This window comes from Ramlibacter sp. (assembly GCF_041916345.1).
Classification (GTDB): domain Bacteria; phylum Pseudomonadota; class Gammaproteobacteria; order Burkholderiales; family Burkholderiaceae_C; genus Ramlibacter.
This window is the reverse complement of the sequence record NZ_JAYRZR010000011.1, coordinates 48,401-66,598: the sequence shown is the minus strand read 5'-3', so window position 1 is coordinate 66,598 and position 18,198 is coordinate 48,401. Positions and strand designations below refer to the sequence as shown.

General features: G+C 71.0%; 17 protein-coding genes and 1 tRNA gene. 8 read left to right on the top strand and 10 right to left on the bottom strand.

Annotated features, from left to right (window positions below; all coding sequences use genetic code 11):
* Window positions 1–98 precede the first annotated feature (98 nt).
* Window positions 99–743: a 3,4-dihydroxy-2-butanone-4-phosphate synthase gene (ribB, locus tag ACE3T5_RS05585; protein WP_374665323.1), complete on the top strand. Its 645-nt coding sequence runs from the start codon at window positions 99–101 to the stop codon at window positions 741–743.
* Window positions 744–779: 36 nt separating this feature from the next.
* Here the strand turns inward: ribB and ACE3T5_RS05580 are convergent, their stop codons facing one another.
* From ACE3T5_RS05580 to ACE3T5_RS05555, 6 genes are read right to left on the bottom strand one after another with little or no spacing between them, the layout of a single operon-like run.
* On the bottom strand, window positions 780–1,757 hold the full coding sequence (locus ACE3T5_RS05580) for an MDR family oxidoreductase (RefSeq protein WP_374665321.1): 978 nt from the start codon (window positions 1,755–1,757) through the stop codon (window positions 780–782).
* Between the two features lie 22 nt (window positions 1,758–1,779).
* Window positions 1,780–2,334 (bottom strand): Crp/Fnr family transcriptional regulator, encoded by a 555-nt coding sequence (locus ACE3T5_RS05575; RefSeq protein WP_374665319.1) that lies wholly within the window; start codon window positions 2,332–2,334, stop codon window positions 1,780–1,782.
* A gap of 13 nt (window positions 2,335–2,347) precedes the next feature.
* A complete protein-coding gene (locus tag ACE3T5_RS05570) occupies window positions 2,348–2,980 on the bottom strand; it encodes an ABC-type transport auxiliary lipoprotein family protein (RefSeq protein WP_374665317.1) in 633 nt (210 codons plus the stop codon).
* Window positions 2,980–3,939, bottom strand: a complete 960-nt coding sequence (locus ACE3T5_RS05565; protein WP_374665315.1) for an MlaD family protein — start codon at window positions 3,937–3,939, stop codon at window positions 2,980–2,982. Before ACE3T5_RS05565 ends, ACE3T5_RS05570 begins: the two co-directional genes overlap by 1 nt.
* Before the next feature lie 12 nt (window positions 3,940–3,951).
* Window positions 3,952–4,788, bottom strand: coding sequence for an ABC transporter ATP-binding protein (locus ACE3T5_RS05560; RefSeq protein WP_374665313.1), 837 nt, complete (start codon window positions 4,786–4,788; stop codon window positions 3,952–3,954).
* Complete coding sequence (locus ACE3T5_RS05555) at window positions 4,775–5,884, bottom strand: MlaE family ABC transporter permease (RefSeq protein WP_374665311.1); 1,110 nt, start codon at window positions 5,882–5,884, stop codon at window positions 4,775–4,777. Before ACE3T5_RS05555 ends, ACE3T5_RS05560 begins: the two co-directional genes overlap by 14 nt.
* Before the next feature lie 135 nt (window positions 5,885–6,019).
* Here ACE3T5_RS05555 and ACE3T5_RS05550 point away from each other — a divergent pair, with 135 nt between their 5' ends.
* Window positions 6,020–6,808, top strand: a complete 789-nt coding sequence (locus ACE3T5_RS05550) for an enoyl-CoA hydratase-related protein (RefSeq protein ID WP_374665309.1) — start codon at window positions 6,020–6,022, stop codon at window positions 6,806–6,808.
* 14 nt (window positions 6,809–6,822) lie between these two features.
* On the top strand, window positions 6,823–8,625 hold the full coding sequence (locus ACE3T5_RS05545; RefSeq protein WP_374665307.1) for an acyclic terpene utilization AtuA family protein: 1,803 nt from the start codon (window positions 6,823–6,825) through the stop codon (window positions 8,623–8,625).
* A gap of 115 nt (window positions 8,626–8,740) precedes the next feature.
* Here the strand turns inward: ACE3T5_RS05545 and ACE3T5_RS05540 are convergent, their stop codons facing one another.
* Window positions 8,741–9,658 (bottom strand): LysR family transcriptional regulator, encoded by a 918-nt coding sequence (locus ACE3T5_RS05540; protein WP_374665305.1) that lies wholly within the window; start codon window positions 9,656–9,658, stop codon window positions 8,741–8,743.
* 120 nt (window positions 9,659–9,778) lie between these two features.
* Between ACE3T5_RS05540 and ACE3T5_RS05535 the strand changes: the two genes are divergently transcribed.
* From ACE3T5_RS05535 to ACE3T5_RS05525, 3 genes are read left to right on the top strand one after another with little or no spacing between them, the layout of a single operon-like run.
* Complete coding sequence (locus ACE3T5_RS05535; RefSeq protein ID WP_374665303.1) at window positions 9,779–11,320, top strand: CoA-acylating methylmalonate-semialdehyde dehydrogenase; 1,542 nt, start codon at window positions 9,779–9,781, stop codon at window positions 11,318–11,320.
* A 6-nt stretch (window positions 11,321–11,326) separates the two neighbouring features.
* Window positions 11,327–12,457: an acyltransferase family protein gene (locus tag ACE3T5_RS05530; RefSeq protein ID WP_374665301.1), complete on the top strand. Its 1,131-nt coding sequence runs from the start codon at window positions 11,327–11,329 to the stop codon at window positions 12,455–12,457.
* The gene (locus tag ACE3T5_RS05525; RefSeq protein WP_374665299.1) at window positions 12,454–14,091 is read left to right on the top strand and encodes a GMC family oxidoreductase; all 1,638 of its coding nucleotides are present in this window, start codon (window positions 12,454–12,456) and stop codon (window positions 14,089–14,091) included. Before ACE3T5_RS05530 ends, ACE3T5_RS05525 begins: the two co-directional genes overlap by 4 nt.
* Before the next feature lie 13 nt (window positions 14,092–14,104).
* Here ACE3T5_RS05525 and ACE3T5_RS05520 read toward each other — a convergent pair whose 3' ends face one another.
* Window positions 14,105–14,548 carry a hypothetical protein gene (locus tag ACE3T5_RS05520; RefSeq protein WP_374665297.1) on the bottom strand — a complete coding sequence of 148 codons (444 nt, stop codon included), beginning with the start codon at window positions 14,546–14,548 and terminating at the stop codon, window positions 14,105–14,107.
* 44 nt (window positions 14,549–14,592) lie between these two features.
* Window positions 14,593–15,918, bottom strand: coding sequence for an ammonium transporter (locus tag ACE3T5_RS05515; protein ID WP_374665294.1), 1,326 nt, complete (start codon window positions 15,916–15,918; stop codon window positions 14,593–14,595).
* A 521-nt stretch (window positions 15,919–16,439) separates the two neighbouring features.
* Here ACE3T5_RS05515 and ACE3T5_RS05510 point away from each other — a divergent pair.
* A complete protein-coding gene (locus ACE3T5_RS05510) occupies window positions 16,440–16,982 on the top strand; it encodes a DUF2946 family protein (RefSeq protein ID WP_374665292.1) in 543 nt (180 codons plus the stop codon).
* A 45-nt stretch (window positions 16,983–17,027) separates the two neighbouring features.
* Here the strand turns inward: ACE3T5_RS05510 and ACE3T5_RS05505 are convergent, their stop codons facing one another.
* On the bottom strand, window positions 17,028–17,921 hold the full coding sequence (locus ACE3T5_RS05505) for a cytochrome c5 family protein (RefSeq protein ID WP_374665290.1): 894 nt from the start codon (window positions 17,919–17,921) through the stop codon (window positions 17,028–17,030).
* Between the two features lie 145 nt (window positions 17,922–18,066).
* On the opposite strand from ACE3T5_RS05505, the gene ACE3T5_RS05500 reads away from it, so the two are divergent.
* Window positions 18,067–18,142: transfer RNA gene (locus ACE3T5_RS05500), tRNA-Arg, on the top strand.
* Window positions 18,143–18,198: the final 56 nt, after the last annotated feature.

The following is an 18,198-nucleotide window of genomic DNA, read 5'->3' as shown; positions in this document are numbered from 1 at the left end:
TGGGGGCCGTGCTGCGCGCGCGCCGGCCTTCGCCAGAGTGCGGGCGCGGGCATTCTTGCCGCCTTGAAGCGTTTTTGTTCAACCAACAGGAGCGTTTCATGACCCCTTCCACGATCGAATCCCCGGGCACCGTGGTGCTCAGTCCCCTGCCCGACGTGCTGCGCGAAGTGGCCGCCGGGCGACCCGTGCTCGTGCTCGACGACGCCGGCCGCGAGAACGAGGCCGACCTCATCGTCGCCGCCGACCGCATCCGCCCCGACACCATGGCCTTGCTGATCCGCGAGGGCAGCGGCATCGTCTGCCTGTGCATCCGGCCCAAGCAGGCCAGCGCGCTGCGCCTGAAGCCGATGGTGGAGGTGAACCGCTCGCGCTATGCGACCGCCTTCACCCAGTCCATCGAGGCCGCGCATGGCGTGAGCACCGGCGTCAGCGCGGCCGACCGCGTGCAGACCATCCAGTGCGCGCTGCGCTCGACGCTGGAGCACAACGAGATCGTGAGCCCTGGCCATGTGTTCCCGCTGATCGCGCGGCCCGGCGGCGTGCTGGAGCGGCAGGGCCACACCGAGGCCGCGGTGGACCTGGCCGAGCTAGCCGGCTGCCAGCCGGCGGGCGTGCTGTGCGAACTGATGAACCCGGATGGCAGCATGGCCCGTGGCGAGCAGGTGGCCGCCTTCGCGCAGCAGCATGGGCTGCTGTGCACCACCGTCGAGGCGGTGCGCGACTGGCGACGCGGCATGCGCTGAGGCCGTCGTCCCCGCGCGGCGGCAATGACGAACCCGTCAGGCCGTGCGGACGACGATGCGGCCGCGCACCTGGCCCGCCATCAGACGCTGCGCGGCGGCGACGGCCTCCTCCAGCGACACCTCCGTCGTGATGCGCTCCAGCAGGGTCGCGTCGAGGTCGCGCGCGAGGCGTGCCCAGGCCTGCTCACGCAGGGCCAGCGGCGCCATCACGCTGTCGACGCCGAGCAGCGCCACGCCGCGCAGGATGAAGGGCGCCACCGTCGCCGGGAAGTCCATGCCCTGGGCCAGGCCGCAGGCGGCCACAGCGCCGCCGTAGCGCGTCTGCGCGCAGGCATTGGCCAGCGTGTGGCTGCCCACGGCATCCACCACCGCGGCCCAGCGTTCCTTCTGCAGCGGCTTGCCGGGCGCGGCGAGCTCCGCGCGGTCGATCACCTGCGAGGCGCCCAGCTCGCGCAGGTAGTCGGCCTCCGCCGCCTTGCCGGTGGCCGCGACGACGGTGTACCCCAGCTTCGCCAGCAGCGCCACCGCGACCGACCCCACGCCGCCGGTGGCGCCAGTGACCAGCACCTCGCCGGCGCCCGGCTTCACGCCGTGACGCTCCAGTGCCAGCACGCACAGCATGGCGGTGTAGCCGGCCGTGCCGATCGCCATGGCCTGACGCGGCGTGAAGGCCGGCGGCAGGCGGACCAGCCACTCGCCGCGCAGCCGCGCGCGGCCAGCCAGGCAGCCCTTGTGCGTCTCGCCGACGCCGAAGCCGTTGAGCACCACCTGGTCACCGACGCGCCAGCGAGGCGACTCGCTCGCGACCACGGTGCCGGCGCCGTCGATGCCCGCCACCATGGGCCAGCTGCGCACCACGGGCGAGCGGTTGGTGATCGCCAGGCCGTCCTTGAAGTTGAGGGTGGACCAGGCGACGTCCACCGTGACGTCGCCCTCGGGCAGGAAGCTGTCATCCACCTCGCGCACGGTGGCTTGGAAATCAGGGGTCTTCTCCAGGACCAGGGCCTTGAACATGGTGTGTGTCTCCTTGATGGTTTCAGTCCGCGGCGCCGCGCTCGCGCAGCACGCGCACCAGCTGGTTGCTGGTGTTGCGCAGGCGCTGGGCCAGCAGCTGGGTGAGCTTGACGAGCAGCTTGGCACCGAGCGCCGGGCGCTCCTGGATCAGCCGCGCGACCGAGGCGCGGTCCATCACCGCCGCCTCCACGTCGCCCAGCGCCCAGCAGCTCGCGTAGCGCGGCTCGCCGTCGAACATGGACATCTCGCCCAGCACCGCGCCCTCGCGCAGCACCGCCAGGCGGGTGACGTCGGTATCGGCCGATTCGCCATCGGCGCCGATGCGCCGCTTGCCGACATCCACCGTGCCGGCGAGCAGGAGCATCAGCCAGTCGTTCGCGTCGCCCTCATGGATCAGCTCCTGCCCCGAGCGCGCGCGCACGTGCAGCATCAGCCGGCCCAGCTCATCCGCCTCGGCCAGGGTGAAGTCCTGCAGCAGCTGGCTTTCGGACAGCACAGCCGGCCAGGACGAGAGCTTCTCGCAGGGGCCCAGCACCTCCAGGCCGGCGGTGGCCATGTCTTCCAGCAAGGTCGGCATGGGGCCCCTCCGCTCAAGGTTGCGCGCTGATCCAGGCGGCCACGGCCTGCGCCAGCGCCTGGCTGGCCGCGGCGAGGGCCTGGGCCCCGCCCGGTGCGTCGGGCGATGCGGCCGCATGCTCGGCGGCGAAACCGCGCTGCGCAAGCAGGCGATCCCCGGCGGCCGTGTTCTCCAGCAGCGTGCAACGCACGCGCACCACGCCCTGGCTGGCCTGCGGCGAGGTGAAGTGGTGGCTGAACTCCTCCAGCTCCACGCGCAGCATGCGCAGACCGGCCGCCGACGCACGAGCCAGGCCGGTGGCCTGGCCGGGGTCCAGCACCGGCCGCACCTGACCCAGGGCGTGGCGCAGGCGCTGCCCGAGCAGTTGCCCGGGCGGCGCGCTCCAGCGGGCCAGCGCATAAGGCCGCAACTGCCGCGCATCGGCATAGCCCAGGCGGTACAGCATGGCCGTGCCGTCGAGCGCGGCATTGGCCTCTACCTCGCCCAGCACCAGCGGCGGCCCCGCGGGCGCCGCGGCCGGCGCATCCGCCAAGGGGCCGAAGTCGTACAGCGTGGGCCGCTGCGGCTTGTCGGGCGCGAAGCCGGCGCAGCCCGCCAGCAGGGCCAGCGGCGCGGCGGCCAGGGGCAGCAGGGATCGACGGCGCATCAGCGGCCTCCTGTCGCGGGCGCCTGGAAGCCGGGCTCGCCAGGGCCCGGGTTCACCGAGCCGGCGCCGAAGATCAGGGCCTGCGGGTTGTCATTGATGTGGTTGGCGGCGCGGCCCAGCGCCCGCACCGCGCGCGAGGTGTCCTCGGACACCCGGTTCAGCCGCGGCAGCGTGGCGTTGTTGAAGCCGTCCGCCGCGCGCGAGAGCGCCTCGGTGCCTTCGGCCATGCGGTCCAGCGGACCGTCGGGCTGGTTCAGCCGGCGGGCCGTGGCGCTGAAGTCGGCCGCGGTGCGGCCCACCTCGTCGGCGTTCTTCTGCACGTTGCGCAACGTGGCCGTGGCTTCCGACAGCATGGGATCGAGCCGCGCCTGCGTGGTCTGCTCCAGCCGCAGGGCCAGCGCGCCCGCGCGCTCGGCGGCGGTGCCCAGCTGGTCCAGCGTGCGCGCGATGCGCTGCTGGTTCGGCTCCGCCAGCAGCTGGTTCACCTTCTGGGCGGCCTCGTCCACGCGCTGCAGCAGCACCTCACCACGTGACTCCAGCTTGGCCAGCAGGCCGGGCTGCAGCGGGATGCGGGGCACCTGCCCGGCGTCGGCCTCCAGGCGGGGCGCTGGCTTGCCGTCGTCGGTGAGCTGGATGAAGGCCAGGCCCGTCACGCCCAGGAAGCCCAGCGTGGCGTAGGTGCCGCGGGTGATGGGCGCGCCGCGGTCGATCTCCAGCCGCACCAGCACGTTGCCCTGCTGCAGCGGATCGAAGCCGATGGAGGCGACCTTGCCCACATCCACACCGCGCAGGCGCACCGGCGCCTGCGCCTTCAGGCCCGTGACAACGTCACGCGTGGAGATCTCGTAGGCGTCGCGGATGCCGGCATCGCGCGTGAGCCAGGCCGCCAGCGCCAGCGTGATCATGGCCACCAGGCTCACGAAGAGGCCGGCGGCCAGGGCATGGGACTTGTTTTCCATCGGGGACCCCCATTAGATCGCGAACGGATACTCGCGCAGCAGTTCCATGGCGCGCTGCCCGCGCTCGCCCAGGAAGAAATCATGGATGAACGGATGCTGGAAGGCGATCACGTCGCGCGGGCGGCCGGAAACGATCACGCGCTGCTCGGCCAGCACGGCGATGCGCGTGGACAGCTCGTACAGCGTGTCGAGGTCGTGCGTGACCATCACCACGGTCAGGCCCAGGTCGCGGTGCAGCGAGCGCAGCAGGTTGACGAAGCCGTCGGAGCTGTCCGGGTCGAGGCCGGCGGTGGGCTCGTCGAGCAGCAGCAGCGGCGGATCCATGATCAGCGCGCGGGCCAGCGCCGCGCGCTTGATCATGCCGCCGGACAGCTCCGCCGGCATCTTGTCGGCGTCGGCGGGCTTCAGGCCCACCATCTGCAGCTTCACCAGCGCAGCCTGCTCGACCAGACGGTGCGGCAGGGTCTTCAGCTCGCGCAGCGGGAACGCGATGTTCTCCAGCACGGTGAAGGCCGAGAACAGCGCGCCGTGCTGGAACAGCATGCCGATGCGGCTGGAGGCGCCGCGCTGCGACAGGCTGCGCACCGGCTGGCCCATCACCCGCACCTCGCCCGCCGCGGGCGTCTCCAGGCCCAGCATCTGGCGCAGCAGCACCGTCTTGCCGGTGCCGGAGCCACCGACGATGGAGAGCACCTCGCCACGGCGCACCGTGAGATCGAGGTTGCGATGGATCACGACGCGGCGATCCGGCAGGTTGAAGGCCGAGGTGAGGCCGCGGATCTCCACCACCGGCATGCCGTCCTCCGGCAGGCCCTCGACCGCGCCCTCGTCGTCCTCAGATGCCCACATGGCTGAACAGGACCGCAAAGAGCGCGTCCACCAGGATGACGACGGTGATGGCAGTCACGACCGAGGCCGTGGTGCCTTCGCCCAGGCTCTGGGTGTTGGGCCGCACGCGCAGGCCGAAGTGGCAGCCGATGAGCGCGATGAGCACGCCGAACACGACCGACTTGGCCGTGGCCAGCACCAGGTTCTGCACCTGCACGGCCTGCGGCAGCGCGTTCAGGAAGAACGAGGGCGTGATGCCCAGCGACAGGTCGGCCGCCACCATGCCGCCGATCAGGCCGGCCACGGTGGTCCAGCCGCTGATCAGCGGCATGGCAACGGCCAGCGCCAGCGCGCGCGGCATGACCAGGCGGTAGCTGTGCGAGATGCCCATGACGCTCATGGCATCGAGTTCATCGGTGACGCGCATCACGCCGATCTGCGCCGTGATGGCCGAACCCGAGCGGCCGGCGATCAGGATCGCGGCCAGCATGGGGCCCAGCTCCCGCACCAGCGAGACGCCGAGGATGTCGACGATGAAGGCGTCGGCGCCGAACTGGCGCAGCTGCTGCGAGGTGAGGTAGGCCAGCACCACGCCGATCAGCGAGCCGACCAGCGCGGTGATGGGCAGGGCCATCGCGCCGATGCGGTACAGGTGGCCCGAAATGTCGCGCCACGGACCCTGGCCCGGGCGACGCAGCAGCCGCAGCACGTCCAGCGTGAGCAGGCCCACCAGGCCGATGAAGCCGCGCAGATGGCCCAGCAGCCGCAGCAGGGCGGCGCCGAAGGCGAGAAACAGGGTCCACAGGCTGGTGCGGGGGCGCGGCGGCCGCGTGACGGTGAACTGCGCCACGCGCTCCAGCACGGCGCGCTGCGCCGGCAGCAGATCCAGCCGGGCCGGCCAGGCGCGACCCCAGTGGTCCCACAGCAGCTGGGCGCCCACGTGGTCCAGCTGGCCCACGCCGTGCAGGTCCCAGCCGCGGTCGGGCGCCCCGGCGGGCAGCGCCGCCATGAGCCGCACCACCCGCTCGCCATGCGCGAACTGCGCGGCCGTCCAGTCGCCGTGCAGGCGCACGGGCGCGCCAGCAGGGTGCTCGATGCGGGGCGTGGGGTCGGTCATGGTCCGTCGGGGTCAGCCATCGTAACGGTACTGCATGCCGCTCGCAGCCGGCCGCCACCCCCGCGTTCAGAGGTGACAGCGGCGGTGTCGCGCGCCGGGTATAAGGATCGCGGGATCGCATACAGGAGACAAGCCATGACCAACGACCGAGCGCCCGCCACAGACGATCTGCGCGTGGAGCGGCAAGACGCCGTGCTGCACCTGACCATCCAGCGCGAGGACCGCCGCAACGCCATGAGCGCGGCGGTGCTGGCCGGGCTGACGCAAGCCATCGAGGCGGCCCAGGGGGACCGCACGGTGCGCGCGATCGTGATCACCGGCGCCGGCAGCAAGGCCTTCTGCGCCGGCGCCGACCTGCAGTCCGGCAAGGCCTTCGCGCTCGACCCGTCGGAGCCGGTCGGCGACTTCGCCCGCCTCCTGCGCGCGGCCAAGGCCTCCAACGTGCCGCTGATCGCGCGCGTCAACGGCGCCTGCATGGCGGGCGGCATGGGCCTCCTGGCCATGTGTGACATGGCGGTGGCGGCCAGCCACGCCAGCTTCGGCCTGCCGGAGGTGAAGGTGGGTGTGTTCCCGGCCCAGGTGCTGGCGGTGCTGCAGCACCTGATCCCGCGCCGCCGGCTGGTGGAGCTGTGCCTGACGGCCGAGCCGCTGTCGGCGCGTGAGGCGCTCGAACTCGGGCTGGTGAACAGCGTGGCAGACGACGTCGATGTCGCCCTCGCCCGCCTGCTGGGCCGCCTGCTGGACAAGTCCCCGGCCGCCATCCGGCGCGGGTTGTACACGCTGAAGAAGATCGAGACCATGGCCTTCGAGGAGTCGATGGCGTTCACCGAGAGCCAGATCGCGCTGTTCGCGCTGACCGAGGACGCGAAAGAGGGCCAGGCGGCCTTCCGCGAGAAGCGGGCGCCGGTGTGGACGGGCCGCTGAAGGAGGGCTGGAACATGCAGGACCCACACATCGTGCGCATCGGCGGCGCCTCCGGCTTCTGGGGCGACAGCAGCGTGGGCGCGCCGCAGCTCGTGCGCCACGGCCGGCTGGACTACCTGGTGTTCGACTACCTGGCCGAACTCACCATGTCCATCCTCGCCGCGGCACGGGGCAAGAACCCGGAGCTGGGCTACGCCACCGACTTCGTGCAGGTGACCATGAAGCAGATCCTGCGCGACGTGGCCGCGCAGGGCATCCGCGTGATCAGCAACGCGGGTGGCGTGAACCCGCAGGCCTGCGCGGCGGCGCTGCGCGCGATCGCGGCGGAACAGGGCGTGGCCCTGAAGATCGCGGTGGTGACAGGCGACGACGTGCTGCCGCTGGTACCGGCGCTGCAGACCGAGGGCGTGCACGAGCTGCAGTCCGGCGCTGCGATGCCGTCGCGCCTGCTGACCGCCAATGCCTATCTGGGTGCGCTGCCGGTGAAGGCCGCACTGGACGCCGGTGCGCAGATCGTGATCACGGGCCGCTGCGTGGACAGTGCCGTGACGCTGGGCGCGCTGATGCATGCCTTCGGCTGGGCCGCCGACGACTGGGACCGCCTGGCTCAGGGCAGCCTGGCCGGCCACATCATCGAATGCGGCTGCCAGGCCACCGGAGGCCTGCACACGGATTGGGAGGCGGTGCCCGACTGGCCGCACATCGGCTATCCGGTGCTGGAGTGCACCGCCGACGGCCGGTTCACGGTCACCAAGCCCGAGGGCACGGGCGGCCTGGTCACGCCGGCGGTGGTGGGCGAGCAGATGCTCTACGAGATCGGCGATCCGCGCCGCTATCTGCTGCCCGATGTGACCTGTGACTTCACCGCGGTGCAGATGACGCAGGCCGGCCCGGACCGCGTGACCGTGTTGGGCGCGCGCGGCCTGGCGCCTGGGCCGCAGTACAAGGTGTCCGCCACCTGGATGGACGGCTTCCGCTGCAACGCCCAGCTCACGATCATCGGCATCGACGCCGCGCGCAAGGCGCAGCGCACGGGTGAGGCGATCCTGGCGCGCACGCGCGAGCTCTTCGCCGCCGCCGGGCTGGCCGACTTCAGCCGCACCCGCATCGAGGTGCTGGGCTCGGAGCACGCGTACTTCGGCCCGCAGGCCCGCACGGGCGACGTGCGGGAGGCGGTGCTGCATCTGGCCGTCACGCACAAGGACAAGGCCGCGCTGGAACTGTTCGCGCGCGAGATCGCGCCGGCGGGCACCAGCTGGTCCCCTGGCACCACGGGCGCAGGCGGGCGGCCCAGCCCGGCGCCGGTGATCCGGCAGTTCGCCTTCCTGATCGACAAGGCGCGGCTGCAGCCGCAGGTGCGCATCGATGACGAGGTCGTGCAGGTGGCCGTGCCGACCGGCCAGGCTGAAGTGCCGCCGGCCGAAGACCCGGCACAATCGGGCGCGCCCGAGCCCGCCGGGCCGATGGTCGAGGTCCCGCTGGTCCGTGTGGCCTGGGGCCGCAGCGGCGACAAGGGCAATCACTCCAACATCGGCATCCTGGCGCGGCGGCCTGAATGGCTGCCGTGGTTGCGTACGCAACTGACCGAGGATCGCGTGCGCACGTGGCTGGCGCATCTGGTGGAAGGCGAGGTGCGCCGGTTCGATGTGCCCGGCATCCACGCGATGAACTTCCTCTGCACCGAGGCGCTGGGCGGCGGCGGCATGGCGTCGCTGCGCAACGATCCGCTGGGCAAGGGCATGGCGCAGATCCTGTTGACCATGCCGGTGCGGGTGCCGGCGGATTGGGTGACCGGCGGCACCTCGGATGTCCCGTAGACTGGGATGGAGCGCAGCGCCATCCCAGCGGTGATGGGTGCGCCGGCGAAACCGCTGGGGTTGCACCCCAGCCTACGAACCCCGCCACGAGTGCCGCCCACTGGGCGACGGCGCGCTACCCCGCGAACACCCCGCGCAGATGCTCCACCACGCACTGCACCGCGCGCGGCACCTGGGGTGACCAGGGCCGCAGGGCATACAGGCCTTCGCCGAACACGCCCAGCGGACGCCACTGGGGCAGCACCTGCACCAGCTGACGGGGCCCCAGGTGGGCCTCGGCGCTGAAGTCGGGCAGCAGCGCGAGGCCGAGGCCGCCCAGCACCGCCTCGCGCAGCACTTCGCTGTTGTTCGCGCGAAGCGGGCCATCCACGGCCACCGCCACACGCTCGGCGCGCTTGCCGGTGCCGCGCTCGAACGTCCAGCTCTGACCGCCGGGACGGCGCAGGTACAGCAGGCAGGCATGACCGGCCAGCTCGGACGGATGGTCTGGCGTGCCGTGCCGGCGCAGGTAGTCGGCACTGGCCACCAGCAGCGAGCGCGACGCCCGCAGCTTCCAGGCGATGTGCGTTTCCGGCGGGGCCTGCACATGGCGGACGGCAAGATCGAAGCCCTCCTGCGGCAGGTTGACCAGGCGGTCGCTCAGATCCAGCTCCAGCCGGATCTGCGGATGCGCGCGCAGGAAGGCCGGCAGCGTGGGCGCGATGAACTGCCGGCCGAGCGCGACCGGCGCCGTCATCCGCACCAGGCCACGCGGCACGCCCGAGAGATCGCGCACGCCGGCGAAGCTCTGCGCGATGCGCTCGAACGCGGCCTGCGTCTCGTCCACCAGTTGCTGGCCGGCAGGCGTGAGGCCGACGCTGCGCGTGGTGCGGCGCACCAGCGGCACGCCGGCGGCACGCTCCAGCTCGGCGATGCGCATGCTGACGGAGGCCTTGGAGATGCCCAGCCGGGCACTGGCCTGCGTGTAGCTGCGCGTCTGCGCCAGCACCGTGAGCAGGTGCAGGTCGGCGAAGGCGGGCAGCGCGGGATCCATCGGCGGGCGGCAGTGACAGGTCCATTGTTCACGGATCTGAACAATGCGGTCAAGCCGGCGGTCTTTCCAAACCGGCGGCGGGCGCCTAGACTGGCCGGCATCCGAACCTGAGGAAGACCCATGAACGCCCCCGACATGAACCGCCCCGGCACCGCCCTCGCCTCCATCGAGCACTGGATCGGCGGCCGCGTGGTGCCCGGCCAGAGCGGCCGCCGCGCCGATGTCTTCAACCCCTCCACCGGCCGCGTGAGCGGCCAGGTGGCATTGGCCAACGCGTCCGAGGTGGACCGCGCGGTCGCCGCGGCGCAGGCCGCGTTCCCGGCCTGGGCCGACACGCCGCCGATCCGCCGCGCCCGCGTGATGTTCAAGTTCCTGGAGCTGCTGAACCAGCACCGCGACGAGCTTGCCCACCTGATCACCGCCGAGCATGGCAAGGTGTTCACCGACGCGCAGGGCGAGGTGACGCGCGGCATCGACATCGTGGAGTTCGCCTGCGGCATTCCGCAGCTGCTGAAGGGCGACTACACCGACCAGGTCTCCACCGGCATCGACAACTGGACGATGCGCCAGCCGCTGGGCGTGGTGGCCGGCATCACGCCCTTCAACTTCCCGGTGATGGTGCCGATGTGGATGTACCCGGTGGCGATCGCCGCGGGCAACTGCTTCGTGCTGAAGCCCAGCCCGCTGGACCCGAGCGCCTCCCTGCGCATGGCCGAACTGCTGAAGGAGGCCGGCCTGCCCGACGGCGTGTTCAACGTCGTGCAGGGCGACAAGGACGCGGTGGACGCACTGCTGGCACACCCCGACGTGAAGGCCATCTCCTTCGTCGGCTCCACCGCCATCGCGCAGAAGATCTACGAGACCGGCGCGCGCCACGGCAAGCGCGTGCAGGCGCTGGGCGGCGCGAAGAACCACATGGTGGTGATGCCCGACGCCGACATGGACCAGGCGGTCGACGCCCTGATCGGCTCTGCCTTCGGCTCGGCGGGCGAGCGCTGCATGGCGATTTCCGTCGGCATCCTCGTGGGCGACGCGGCGGATCGCATCATGGACAAGCTGGCCGAGCGCACCCGCGCGCTGAAGGTGAAGGATGGCGAGCAGCTCGACGCCGAGATGGGCCCCATCGTCAGCAAGGTGGCGCAGGAGCGCATCGCCGGCTACGTGGGCCTGGGCGAGCAGGAAGGCGCCAAGCTCGTGGTCGACGGGCGCAGCTTCCAGGGTGCGATGGCGGGCGCGGGTTGCGACGGCGGCTTCTGGATCGGCGGCACGCTGTTCGACCATGTCACGCCCGACATGAAGATCTACAAGGAGGAGATCTTCGGTCCGGTGCTGGGCTGCCTGCGCGTGAAGGATCTCGCCGAGGCGGTGGACCTGATCAACGCGCACGAGTACGGCAACGGTGTGTCCTGCTTCACGCGCGACGGCAACGTGGCACGCGAGTTCAGCCGGCGCGTGCAGGTGGGCATGGTGGGCATCAACGTGCCGATTCCGGTGCCGATGGCCTGGCATGGCTTCGGCGGCTGGAAGAAGAGCCTGTTCGGCGACATGCACGCCTACGGCGAGGAAGGCGTGCGCTTCTACACCAAGCAGAAGTCGATCATGCAGCGCTGGCCCGAGAGCATCGGCAAGGGCGCGGAGTTCGTGATGCCCACCGCCAAGTAGCCGCTGGTGCTGCCTGGCACCCAGGCCCGTTCTTACCCGGGCATCGACCTGTTGCGCGGATTCGCCGCGCTGCTGGTGCTGGCCTACCACGTGGTCGAGCATGGCAGATGGACGGCCATGCCCAACAGCGGCTACGGCTACGTGGTTCGCCACGGCTGGGTGGGCGTGGACCTGTTCCTCGTGACCAGCGGCTTCGTCATCACGCTCTCGGCGCTTGAATGCCTGCGACGCGATCCGGTCGGCGCGCGGCTTGCATTCGCCACGCGCAGGCTGGCCCGCATCGTGCCGCTCTACCTGCTGACCGGGGCCGTGTTCCTGGTCCTGGTGCGGCCGGCCATGCTGGGCATCGATCCAGGCAAGCTCGCCGTGCATGTGCTGAGCCACCTCTTCTTCGTGCACAACCTGCACCCGAGTACGCATGGGTCCATCAACGGGCCCTCGTGGTCCGTCGCGCTGGAGATGCAGTTCTACCTGGCCATGCTGCTGGCCATGCCCTGGCTGGCGCGCCGCAGCGTCGCGGGCGTACTGGTCGCACTGGTGGGCATCGCCCTTGCCTGGCGCTATGCCGTGACGCTCGTGCTCCCCATGGGCGAATCGGACACCATGACACAGTTCGTGGCGTTGACACAGCTGCCCGGGGTCTTGGACGAATTCGGTGTCGGCATCGCTCTCGCCATGGTGGTTCACCGCGGCACGGCACCGTTGGCCGCCTGGCTCGTTCCAGGCTGGCGCAACTTCACGGCGTGGCTCGCACTGGCTGCGGCGCTGCTTTCCGCCGCCGCCCTGACCGATCAGGCGTTCGAGCAATGGAGCAACCGGTGGATGCTGGTCGCCTGGCGCACCCTGCTCGCCACGGGCTTCGCTGCCCTGCTGGCGACGGCCATGACCTGTCCCGCCGCATCGAGCCGACTCCTGGCGCCAGCGCGCTACCTGGGAGACATCAGCTATGGCATCTACCTCTGGCACATGCTGGTACTCATCACGCTGCTGGAGCGCCACCCGAACCTCGGCGGCCGCAACCTGCTGTTCGTGACCCTCGCCGGAACCCTGCTGCTGTCCGTCGTGACGTGGCACCTGCTTGAAAAGCCCCATCTCGAGAAGTACAAAGTGGCCGCGACCCCGCGCACCTCATCATGAGCGACACGACCTTCGACTACATCATCATCGGTGCCGGTACCGCCGGCTGCCTGCTGGCCAACCGGCTGAGCGCGGACCCCTCGAAGCGCGTGCTGCTGATCGAGGCGGGCGGGCGCGACGACTATCACTGGATCCACATTCCGGTGGGCTACCTCTACTGCATCGGCAACCCGCGCACCGACTGGCTGTACTTCACCGAGCCCGATGCGGGGCTCAATGGCCGCAAGCTGCGTTACCCGCGCGGCAAGACGCTGGGCGGCTGCTCCAGCATCAACGGCATGATCTACATGCGGGGCCAGTCGCGCGACTACGACCAGTGGGCGGGACTGACCGGCGACGCGGTCTGGCGCTGGGACCAGTGCCTGCCCTACTTCAAGCGGCATGAGGACCACCACCGCGGCGCCGACGCGCTGCATGGCGCCGGCGGCGAGTGGCGGGTGGAGCGCCAGCGCCTGCGCTGGGACGTGCTGGATGCCTTCGCCGAGGCGGCCGTGCAGGCCGGCATCCCGCGCACCGACGACTTCAACCGCGGCAGCAACGAGGGCGTGGGCTACTTCGAGGTCAACCAGAAGGCCGGCTGGCGCTGGAACACGGCCAAGGCCTTCCTGCGCCCCACCTGCTACGGCCGGCCCAACTTCGAGCTGTGGACGCGCGCGCAGGTGGCGCGGCTGATGCTGCAGCGACAGCCCGATGGCACCCAGCGCTGCACCGGCGCACAGGTGTGGACGGGCGACGAGATGGTGACGGTGGAGGCCACGCGCGAGGTCCTGCTGTGCGCGGGCAGCATCGGATCGCCGCAGATCCTGCAGTTGTCGGGCATTGGCGCCGGTGCGCTGCTGCGCGAACACGGCATCGAGCCGCTGCATGAACTGCCGGGTGTGGGCGAGAACCTGCAGGACCACCTGCAGATCCGCGCCGTGTTCAAGGTGGAGGGCGTGCAGACGCTCAACACGCTCGCCAACAGTCTGGTGGGCAAGGCGAAGATCGGGATCGAGTACGCGCTGCGGCGCAGCGGCCCGATGAGCATGGCGCCCTCGCAGCTGGGTGCGTTCACGCGCAGCGACTCCGGCCGCGAGTGGCCCAACATCGAGTACCACGTGCAGCCGCTCAGCCTGGACGCCTTCGGCGAACCGCTGCACGGCTTCGATGCCTTCACCGCCAGCGTGTGCAACCTCAACCCCACGAGCCGCGGCTGGGTGCGCATCCGCAGCCCGCGCTTCGAGGACGCGCCGCAGATCGCGCCGAACTACCTGAGCACCGAGGAAGACCGCCAGGTCGCGGCCGACTCGCTGCGTGTGACGCGGCGCATCGCGGCGCAGCCGGCGCTGGCGAAGTACCGGCCGCAGGAATGGAAGCCCGGCCCGCAGTACGAGAGCGACGAGGATCTGGCCCGCCTGGCCGGCGACATCGCCACCACCATCTTCCACCCGGTGGGCACGACGAAGATGGGCGCCGACGGCGACCCGCAGGCGGTGCTGGACAGCCAGCTGCGCGTTCGGGGCGTGGCGGGCCTGCGCGTGGTCGATGCCGGCGCCATGCCCACCATCACCAGCGGCAACACCAACTCACCCACGCTGATGATGGCCGAACGCGCGGCCGAATGGGTGATCCGCGCGGCGAAGCAGGCCGTTTAGAGCGGCCGCAGATTCAGCGGATGCCGCCCACGTAGCGCGGCACCGCGGGGGTGGGCCGGGGCTTGTCGGGCTCGAGCGTGGAATCGGCGAAACCGGAAGCCTTGAAGGCGGATGCCGCAAAGGCCCCGCTGCGTTCGGTGACGGGCACGGCGGGCGGCTGCGTGGTGGCCACCGCCGGCTGGCCACCGCGCTCCTTGAGCAGTTGCACCGCCGTCTGCACCAGGGGCCTGGCTCGCGGCTCGGGGCTGGCCGCGAGCACGGCACTTTCCAGCTTGTCGGCCCACTCGCGCAAGTCTGCATGACCGTCTTCGTCGGCCTTCGCGCGGGCGAAGCGCACGATCTCCAGCGCGTACTCCAGGTTCTCGGCCATCCACTCGGTATCGGTGACACGACCGGTCTTGCGCCGCAGCAGCACGTGCATGTGCGCGGCGATGGCGAGCTTCTGACTGGCGAGCATGAGGGTGCTCCTTGGTGGATGAAGTCGATCAGGGCCTGGCGGGCTCAGCCTCCCAGGCGCTCACGGTGCAGGCCGATGTCCAGCCCGGTCTGTTCGATCTGCTCATCGACCCGCAGGCCCACCAGCAGCTTGGTCACGAGAATCAGCACCACGGACATCACGGCCGCGTAGGCAAACACCGCCAGCGCGCCGAGGGCCTGCACCAGCAGGCTGCCTTCCACGCCCGATACGGCCTTGCTGGCGAGCGGGCCGGTCAGCAGCGAGCCGATGATGCCGCCGATGGCATGCACGCCGAACACGTCGAGCGAGTCGTCGGCGCGCAGCATGCGCTTGAGCGAGGTGGCCCCCCAGTAGCACGCGATGCCGGCGATGGCGCCGATCAGCAGCGCCGAGCGCGGCGTGACGAAACCCGAGGCCGGGGTGATGGCCACCAGGCCGGCGACGAGCCCCGAGCACAGGCCCAGCAGCGAGGGCCGGCCACGGATCGTCCACTCGCCCACCATCCAGCCCACCGCGCCCGCTGCCGCGGCGATGTGGGTGACGAGCATCGCCAGGCCCGCCCGCCCGTCCGCAGCGACCGCCGAACCGGCATTGAATCCGAACCAGCCGACCCACAACAGACCGGCGCCGGCCATGGTGAGGCCCAGGTTGTAGGGCTCGAAGGCCTCGCGGCCATAGCCGCGGCGCGGCCCCAGCGCGTAGGCGCACACCAGGCCCGTGACACCTGCGTTGATGTGCACGACCGCGCCGCCCGCGAAGTCGAGTGCGCCCATCTGCGCCAGCCAGCCGCCCGGCTCCCACACCCAGTGGGCCACGGGCGCGTAGACACACACCGTCCACAGGCTCACGAACACCAGCATGGCCGAGAAGCGCATGCGCTCGACCAGTGCGCCCACGATCAGCGCCGCGGTGATGACCGCGAAGGTGAGCTGGAACATCGCGTAGACCGACTCCGGCACGTTGGGCGCGATGTGGCTGACCATCACCTTGCCGGCATCCTTGAGGTAGTCCATGCCCTCGAAGCCCATGCGGCTGCCGTTGCCGATGAAGGCGTTGCCCGGCGTGAAGGCCCAGGAATAGCCGACCGCGAACCACAACAGGCTGACCACGCCGGCGATGGCCACGACGCTGGCCATGGTGTTGATGACACTCTTGCGCCGCACCATGCCGCCGTAGAAGAGCGCGATGCCGGGCAGCGTCATCAGCAGGACGAGCGCGGTGGATGTCATCAGCCAGGCCGTGTCGGCGCCATTGATGCGGTCGGCGGCGACGAGGGCCGGGCGTGTGATGGGCGCCGGGGCTGCCGGTGCGGCAGACGGAGTGGCCGGCGCAGCCGCCGCCGGCGCGGCAAGCGTTGCGGCCGGTTGCAAGGCGGCTGGCGCTGCTTCAGGGGCCGCTGGGGGGGCCGTCTGGGGGGCCTGTGCTGCCGCGGGCACCGAGAGGACAGACGCGGCGGCCAGGAGCAGGGCGGCGAGTGTTCGTTGCATGAGAGGGGCCTGCGCGGACGCGGAGTGGGTGACGTCCGATCACCTCACGCATAAGCTGTGCCAGTGACCAGCGGCGCCGACCCGGAGAGAAGCTCGTCGCGTCGCAGGATCCAGCACCCGGCTGCTTCGGGACTTTCGTATTCACAAGCCGCCGTGGGGAGGAGCCCGGGTTACTCCGGATGCACTGGGCGGGTGCGGCCCGCTACATTCCATGCACTCGCACCGGGCCCGGCACGGGGCCCTTGGGGGCGAGGGACCGAGGAGACAAACCCCCCGCAACAACACGAATATTCGCCGCTGGCTCATCGCAGGGCCAGCCGCACTCCAGGCGCCGCCCTTGCGGCGCCTTTTCTTTTGGTGCCCGGCCAGGTGGTCTGGCCCGGACCGCCCCGCATAATCAGGCCATGGACGACATCGTGCGCCAGGCCATGGCCAAGTGGCCCCGCGTGCCTCACTGCCACGGCTGGCTCGGCCTGGATGCCCGCGGCGGCTGGTACATGCGGGACGACCGCACGCAGGCCGCCGGGCCCTTTCCGCAGAGCAAGGGGTCGCTGCTGCGCCACGACAAGCTGATCGCCTTCATCCACCGCAACTACGAGCGCGACGACCAGGGGCAGTGGTACTTCCAGAACGGACCGCAGCGGGTGTACGTGGAGCTGGAAGCCACGCCCTGGATCTGGCGACTGGATGGACAGGGCGGGCTGTCCACGCACACCGGCCGTTCCGCCGTTGTCCGGGCGGCGTACGTCGACGAGGCCGGACGCCTCTACCTCGACACGGACCTCGGCCTGGGCCTGGTGCACACGCTCGACATGGCGCTGGCCGCGGACCGGGTGGAAAGCGGGGAATGGCAACCTGTCGAGGTGTCCAGCGCGGACTTGCCCACGCGCTTCGGCTTCATCCGCAGTCCGTGGGCCGCCCAGGCGGCGGTGGCAGCGCCAGAATGAAAAGAGCCGGCACGCAGCCGGCTCTCTTGCAGCGGTAGCGGCGACTTACTTGACGGTGCCGACCATGTATTCCACGGCGGCCTTCAGTTCGGCCTCGGAGGCGGCGGATCCGCCCTTGGGCGGCATGGCGCCCTTGCCCTTGACGACGGACTGCACCAGTGCCGGAACGCCTTGCGCCACGCGCGGCGCCCAGGCCGCCTTGTCACCCAGCTTCGGGGCGCCCGCCACGCCGGCGGCGTGGCAAGCCACGCAGGCCTGCTTGTAGAGGGCTTCACCACCGCCTGCCGCGGCAGCGGCCGCCACCGGGGCGGCTGCAGGCGCCGGCGCAGCCGCAGGGGCGGCAGCCGCCGTGGGGGCCGCCGGCGCAGCGGCTGCGGCGGGCGCCTCAGCGGCAGCGGCCGCACCGGCAGGGCCCTTCGGCTCTTCGAACTTGGCACCTGCCGCGTTGGCCATGTAGGCCACGGCGCGAGCAATCTCCACATCCTGGAAGTCACCGCCACCTTGCGCAGCCATGGCGCCCTTGCCCTTCAACGCGGAATTCACCAGCGCGTCGAAGCCGGTCTTGATGCGCGCGGCCCAGGCCGCGTTGTCGCCCAGCTTCGGGGCACCAGCGGCGCCGGCGGCGTGGCAGGCGGCACACTGGGTCTTGTAGACGGTCTCGCCGCCGGCCAGGGGGCGATTGGCATCGCGGATCTCGACCGTGCCGACCTTGCGCAGGCGCTCGGTGATGCCGCGCTCGATGGCGTCGGCAGACACGCCGCCCAGCGTCTGGCGATCGGCGTCGGCGCTGCCCGCGGGCTTGGGCTCGGAAGTCACGTAGGCCACGAGGCCGATGATGATGAAGACGGGCACCACGAAGGAGAAGAACACCGCCAGCAGCAGTTGCTTGGGCGTCTTGATCGGGCCGGTGTGGGCTTCTTCGTGCGTGCTGTCGCTCATGGCGTCCTCGGTGGTTGGCGCGGTGGACGCGCCTTGTTCGAAATCAACCTTCGATTATAGCCAGCGTGACTTTTCGGCCCGTGGGGCGTAGGGCGTGGCGGCCAGGCCCGCGCGCTTCGGCCATAATGCCGGATTCAGCAGCCACGCGGCTGTAGCTCAGTGGATAGAGTATTGGCCTCCGAAGCCAAGGGTCGTGGGTTCGATCCCCGCCAGCCGCGCCACATCCCCCCTTTTTTTGACTTGACCGCGCGCGACCCGCGTCGCGCAGCGGCCTTGC

What these genes read in the sequence shown, in the direction of transcription:
- ACE3T5_RS05560 (WP_374665313.1), bottom strand. Translation starts at nt 4,788, where the DNA reads ATGTGGGCATCTGAGGACGACGAGGGCGCGGTCGAGGGCCTGCCGGAG.
- ACE3T5_RS05505 (WP_374665290.1), bottom strand. Translation starts at nt 17,921, where the DNA reads ATGAGCGACAGCACGCACGAAGAAGCCCACACCGGCCCGATCAAGACG.
- ACE3T5_RS05550 (WP_374665309.1), top strand. Translation starts at nt 6,020, where the DNA reads ATGACCAACGACCGAGCGCCCGCCACAGACGATCTGCGCGTGGAGCGG.
- ribB (WP_374665323.1), top strand. Translation starts at nt 99, where the DNA reads ATGACCCCTTCCACGATCGAATCCCCGGGCACCGTGGTGCTCAGTCCC.
- ACE3T5_RS05535 (WP_374665303.1), top strand. Translation starts at nt 9,779, where the DNA reads ATGAACGCCCCCGACATGAACCGCCCCGGCACCGCCCTCGCCTCCATC.
- ACE3T5_RS05510 (WP_374665292.1), top strand. Translation starts at nt 16,440, where the DNA reads ATGGACGACATCGTGCGCCAGGCCATGGCCAAGTGGCCCCGCGTGCCT.
- ACE3T5_RS05565 (WP_374665315.1), bottom strand. Translation starts at nt 3,939, where the DNA reads ATGGAAAACAAGTCCCATGCCCTGGCCGCCGGCCTCTTCGTGAGCCTG.
- ACE3T5_RS05570 (WP_374665317.1), bottom strand. Translation starts at nt 2,980, where the DNA reads ATGCGCCGTCGATCCCTGCTGCCCCTGGCCGCCGCGCCGCTGGCCCTG.
- ACE3T5_RS05575 (WP_374665319.1), bottom strand. Translation starts at nt 2,334, where the DNA reads ATGCCGACCTTGCTGGAAGACATGGCCACCGCCGGCCTGGAGGTGCTG.
- ACE3T5_RS05540 (WP_374665305.1), bottom strand. Translation starts at nt 9,658, where the DNA reads ATGGATCCCGCGCTGCCCGCCTTCGCCGACCTGCACCTGCTCACGGTG.
- ACE3T5_RS05545 (WP_374665307.1), top strand. Translation starts at nt 6,823, where the DNA reads ATGCAGGACCCACACATCGTGCGCATCGGCGGCGCCTCCGGCTTCTGG.
- ACE3T5_RS05555 (WP_374665311.1), bottom strand. Translation starts at nt 5,884, where the DNA reads ATGACCGACCCCACGCCCCGCATCGAGCACCCTGCTGGCGCGCCCGTG.
- ACE3T5_RS05525 (WP_374665299.1), top strand. Translation starts at nt 12,454, where the DNA reads ATGAGCGACACGACCTTCGACTACATCATCATCGGTGCCGGTACCGCC.
- ACE3T5_RS05580 (WP_374665321.1), bottom strand. Translation starts at nt 1,757, where the DNA reads ATGTTCAAGGCCCTGGTCCTGGAGAAGACCCCTGATTTCCAAGCCACC.
- ACE3T5_RS05520 (WP_374665297.1), bottom strand. Translation starts at nt 14,548, where the DNA reads ATGCTCGCCAGTCAGAAGCTCGCCATCGCCGCGCACATGCACGTGCTG.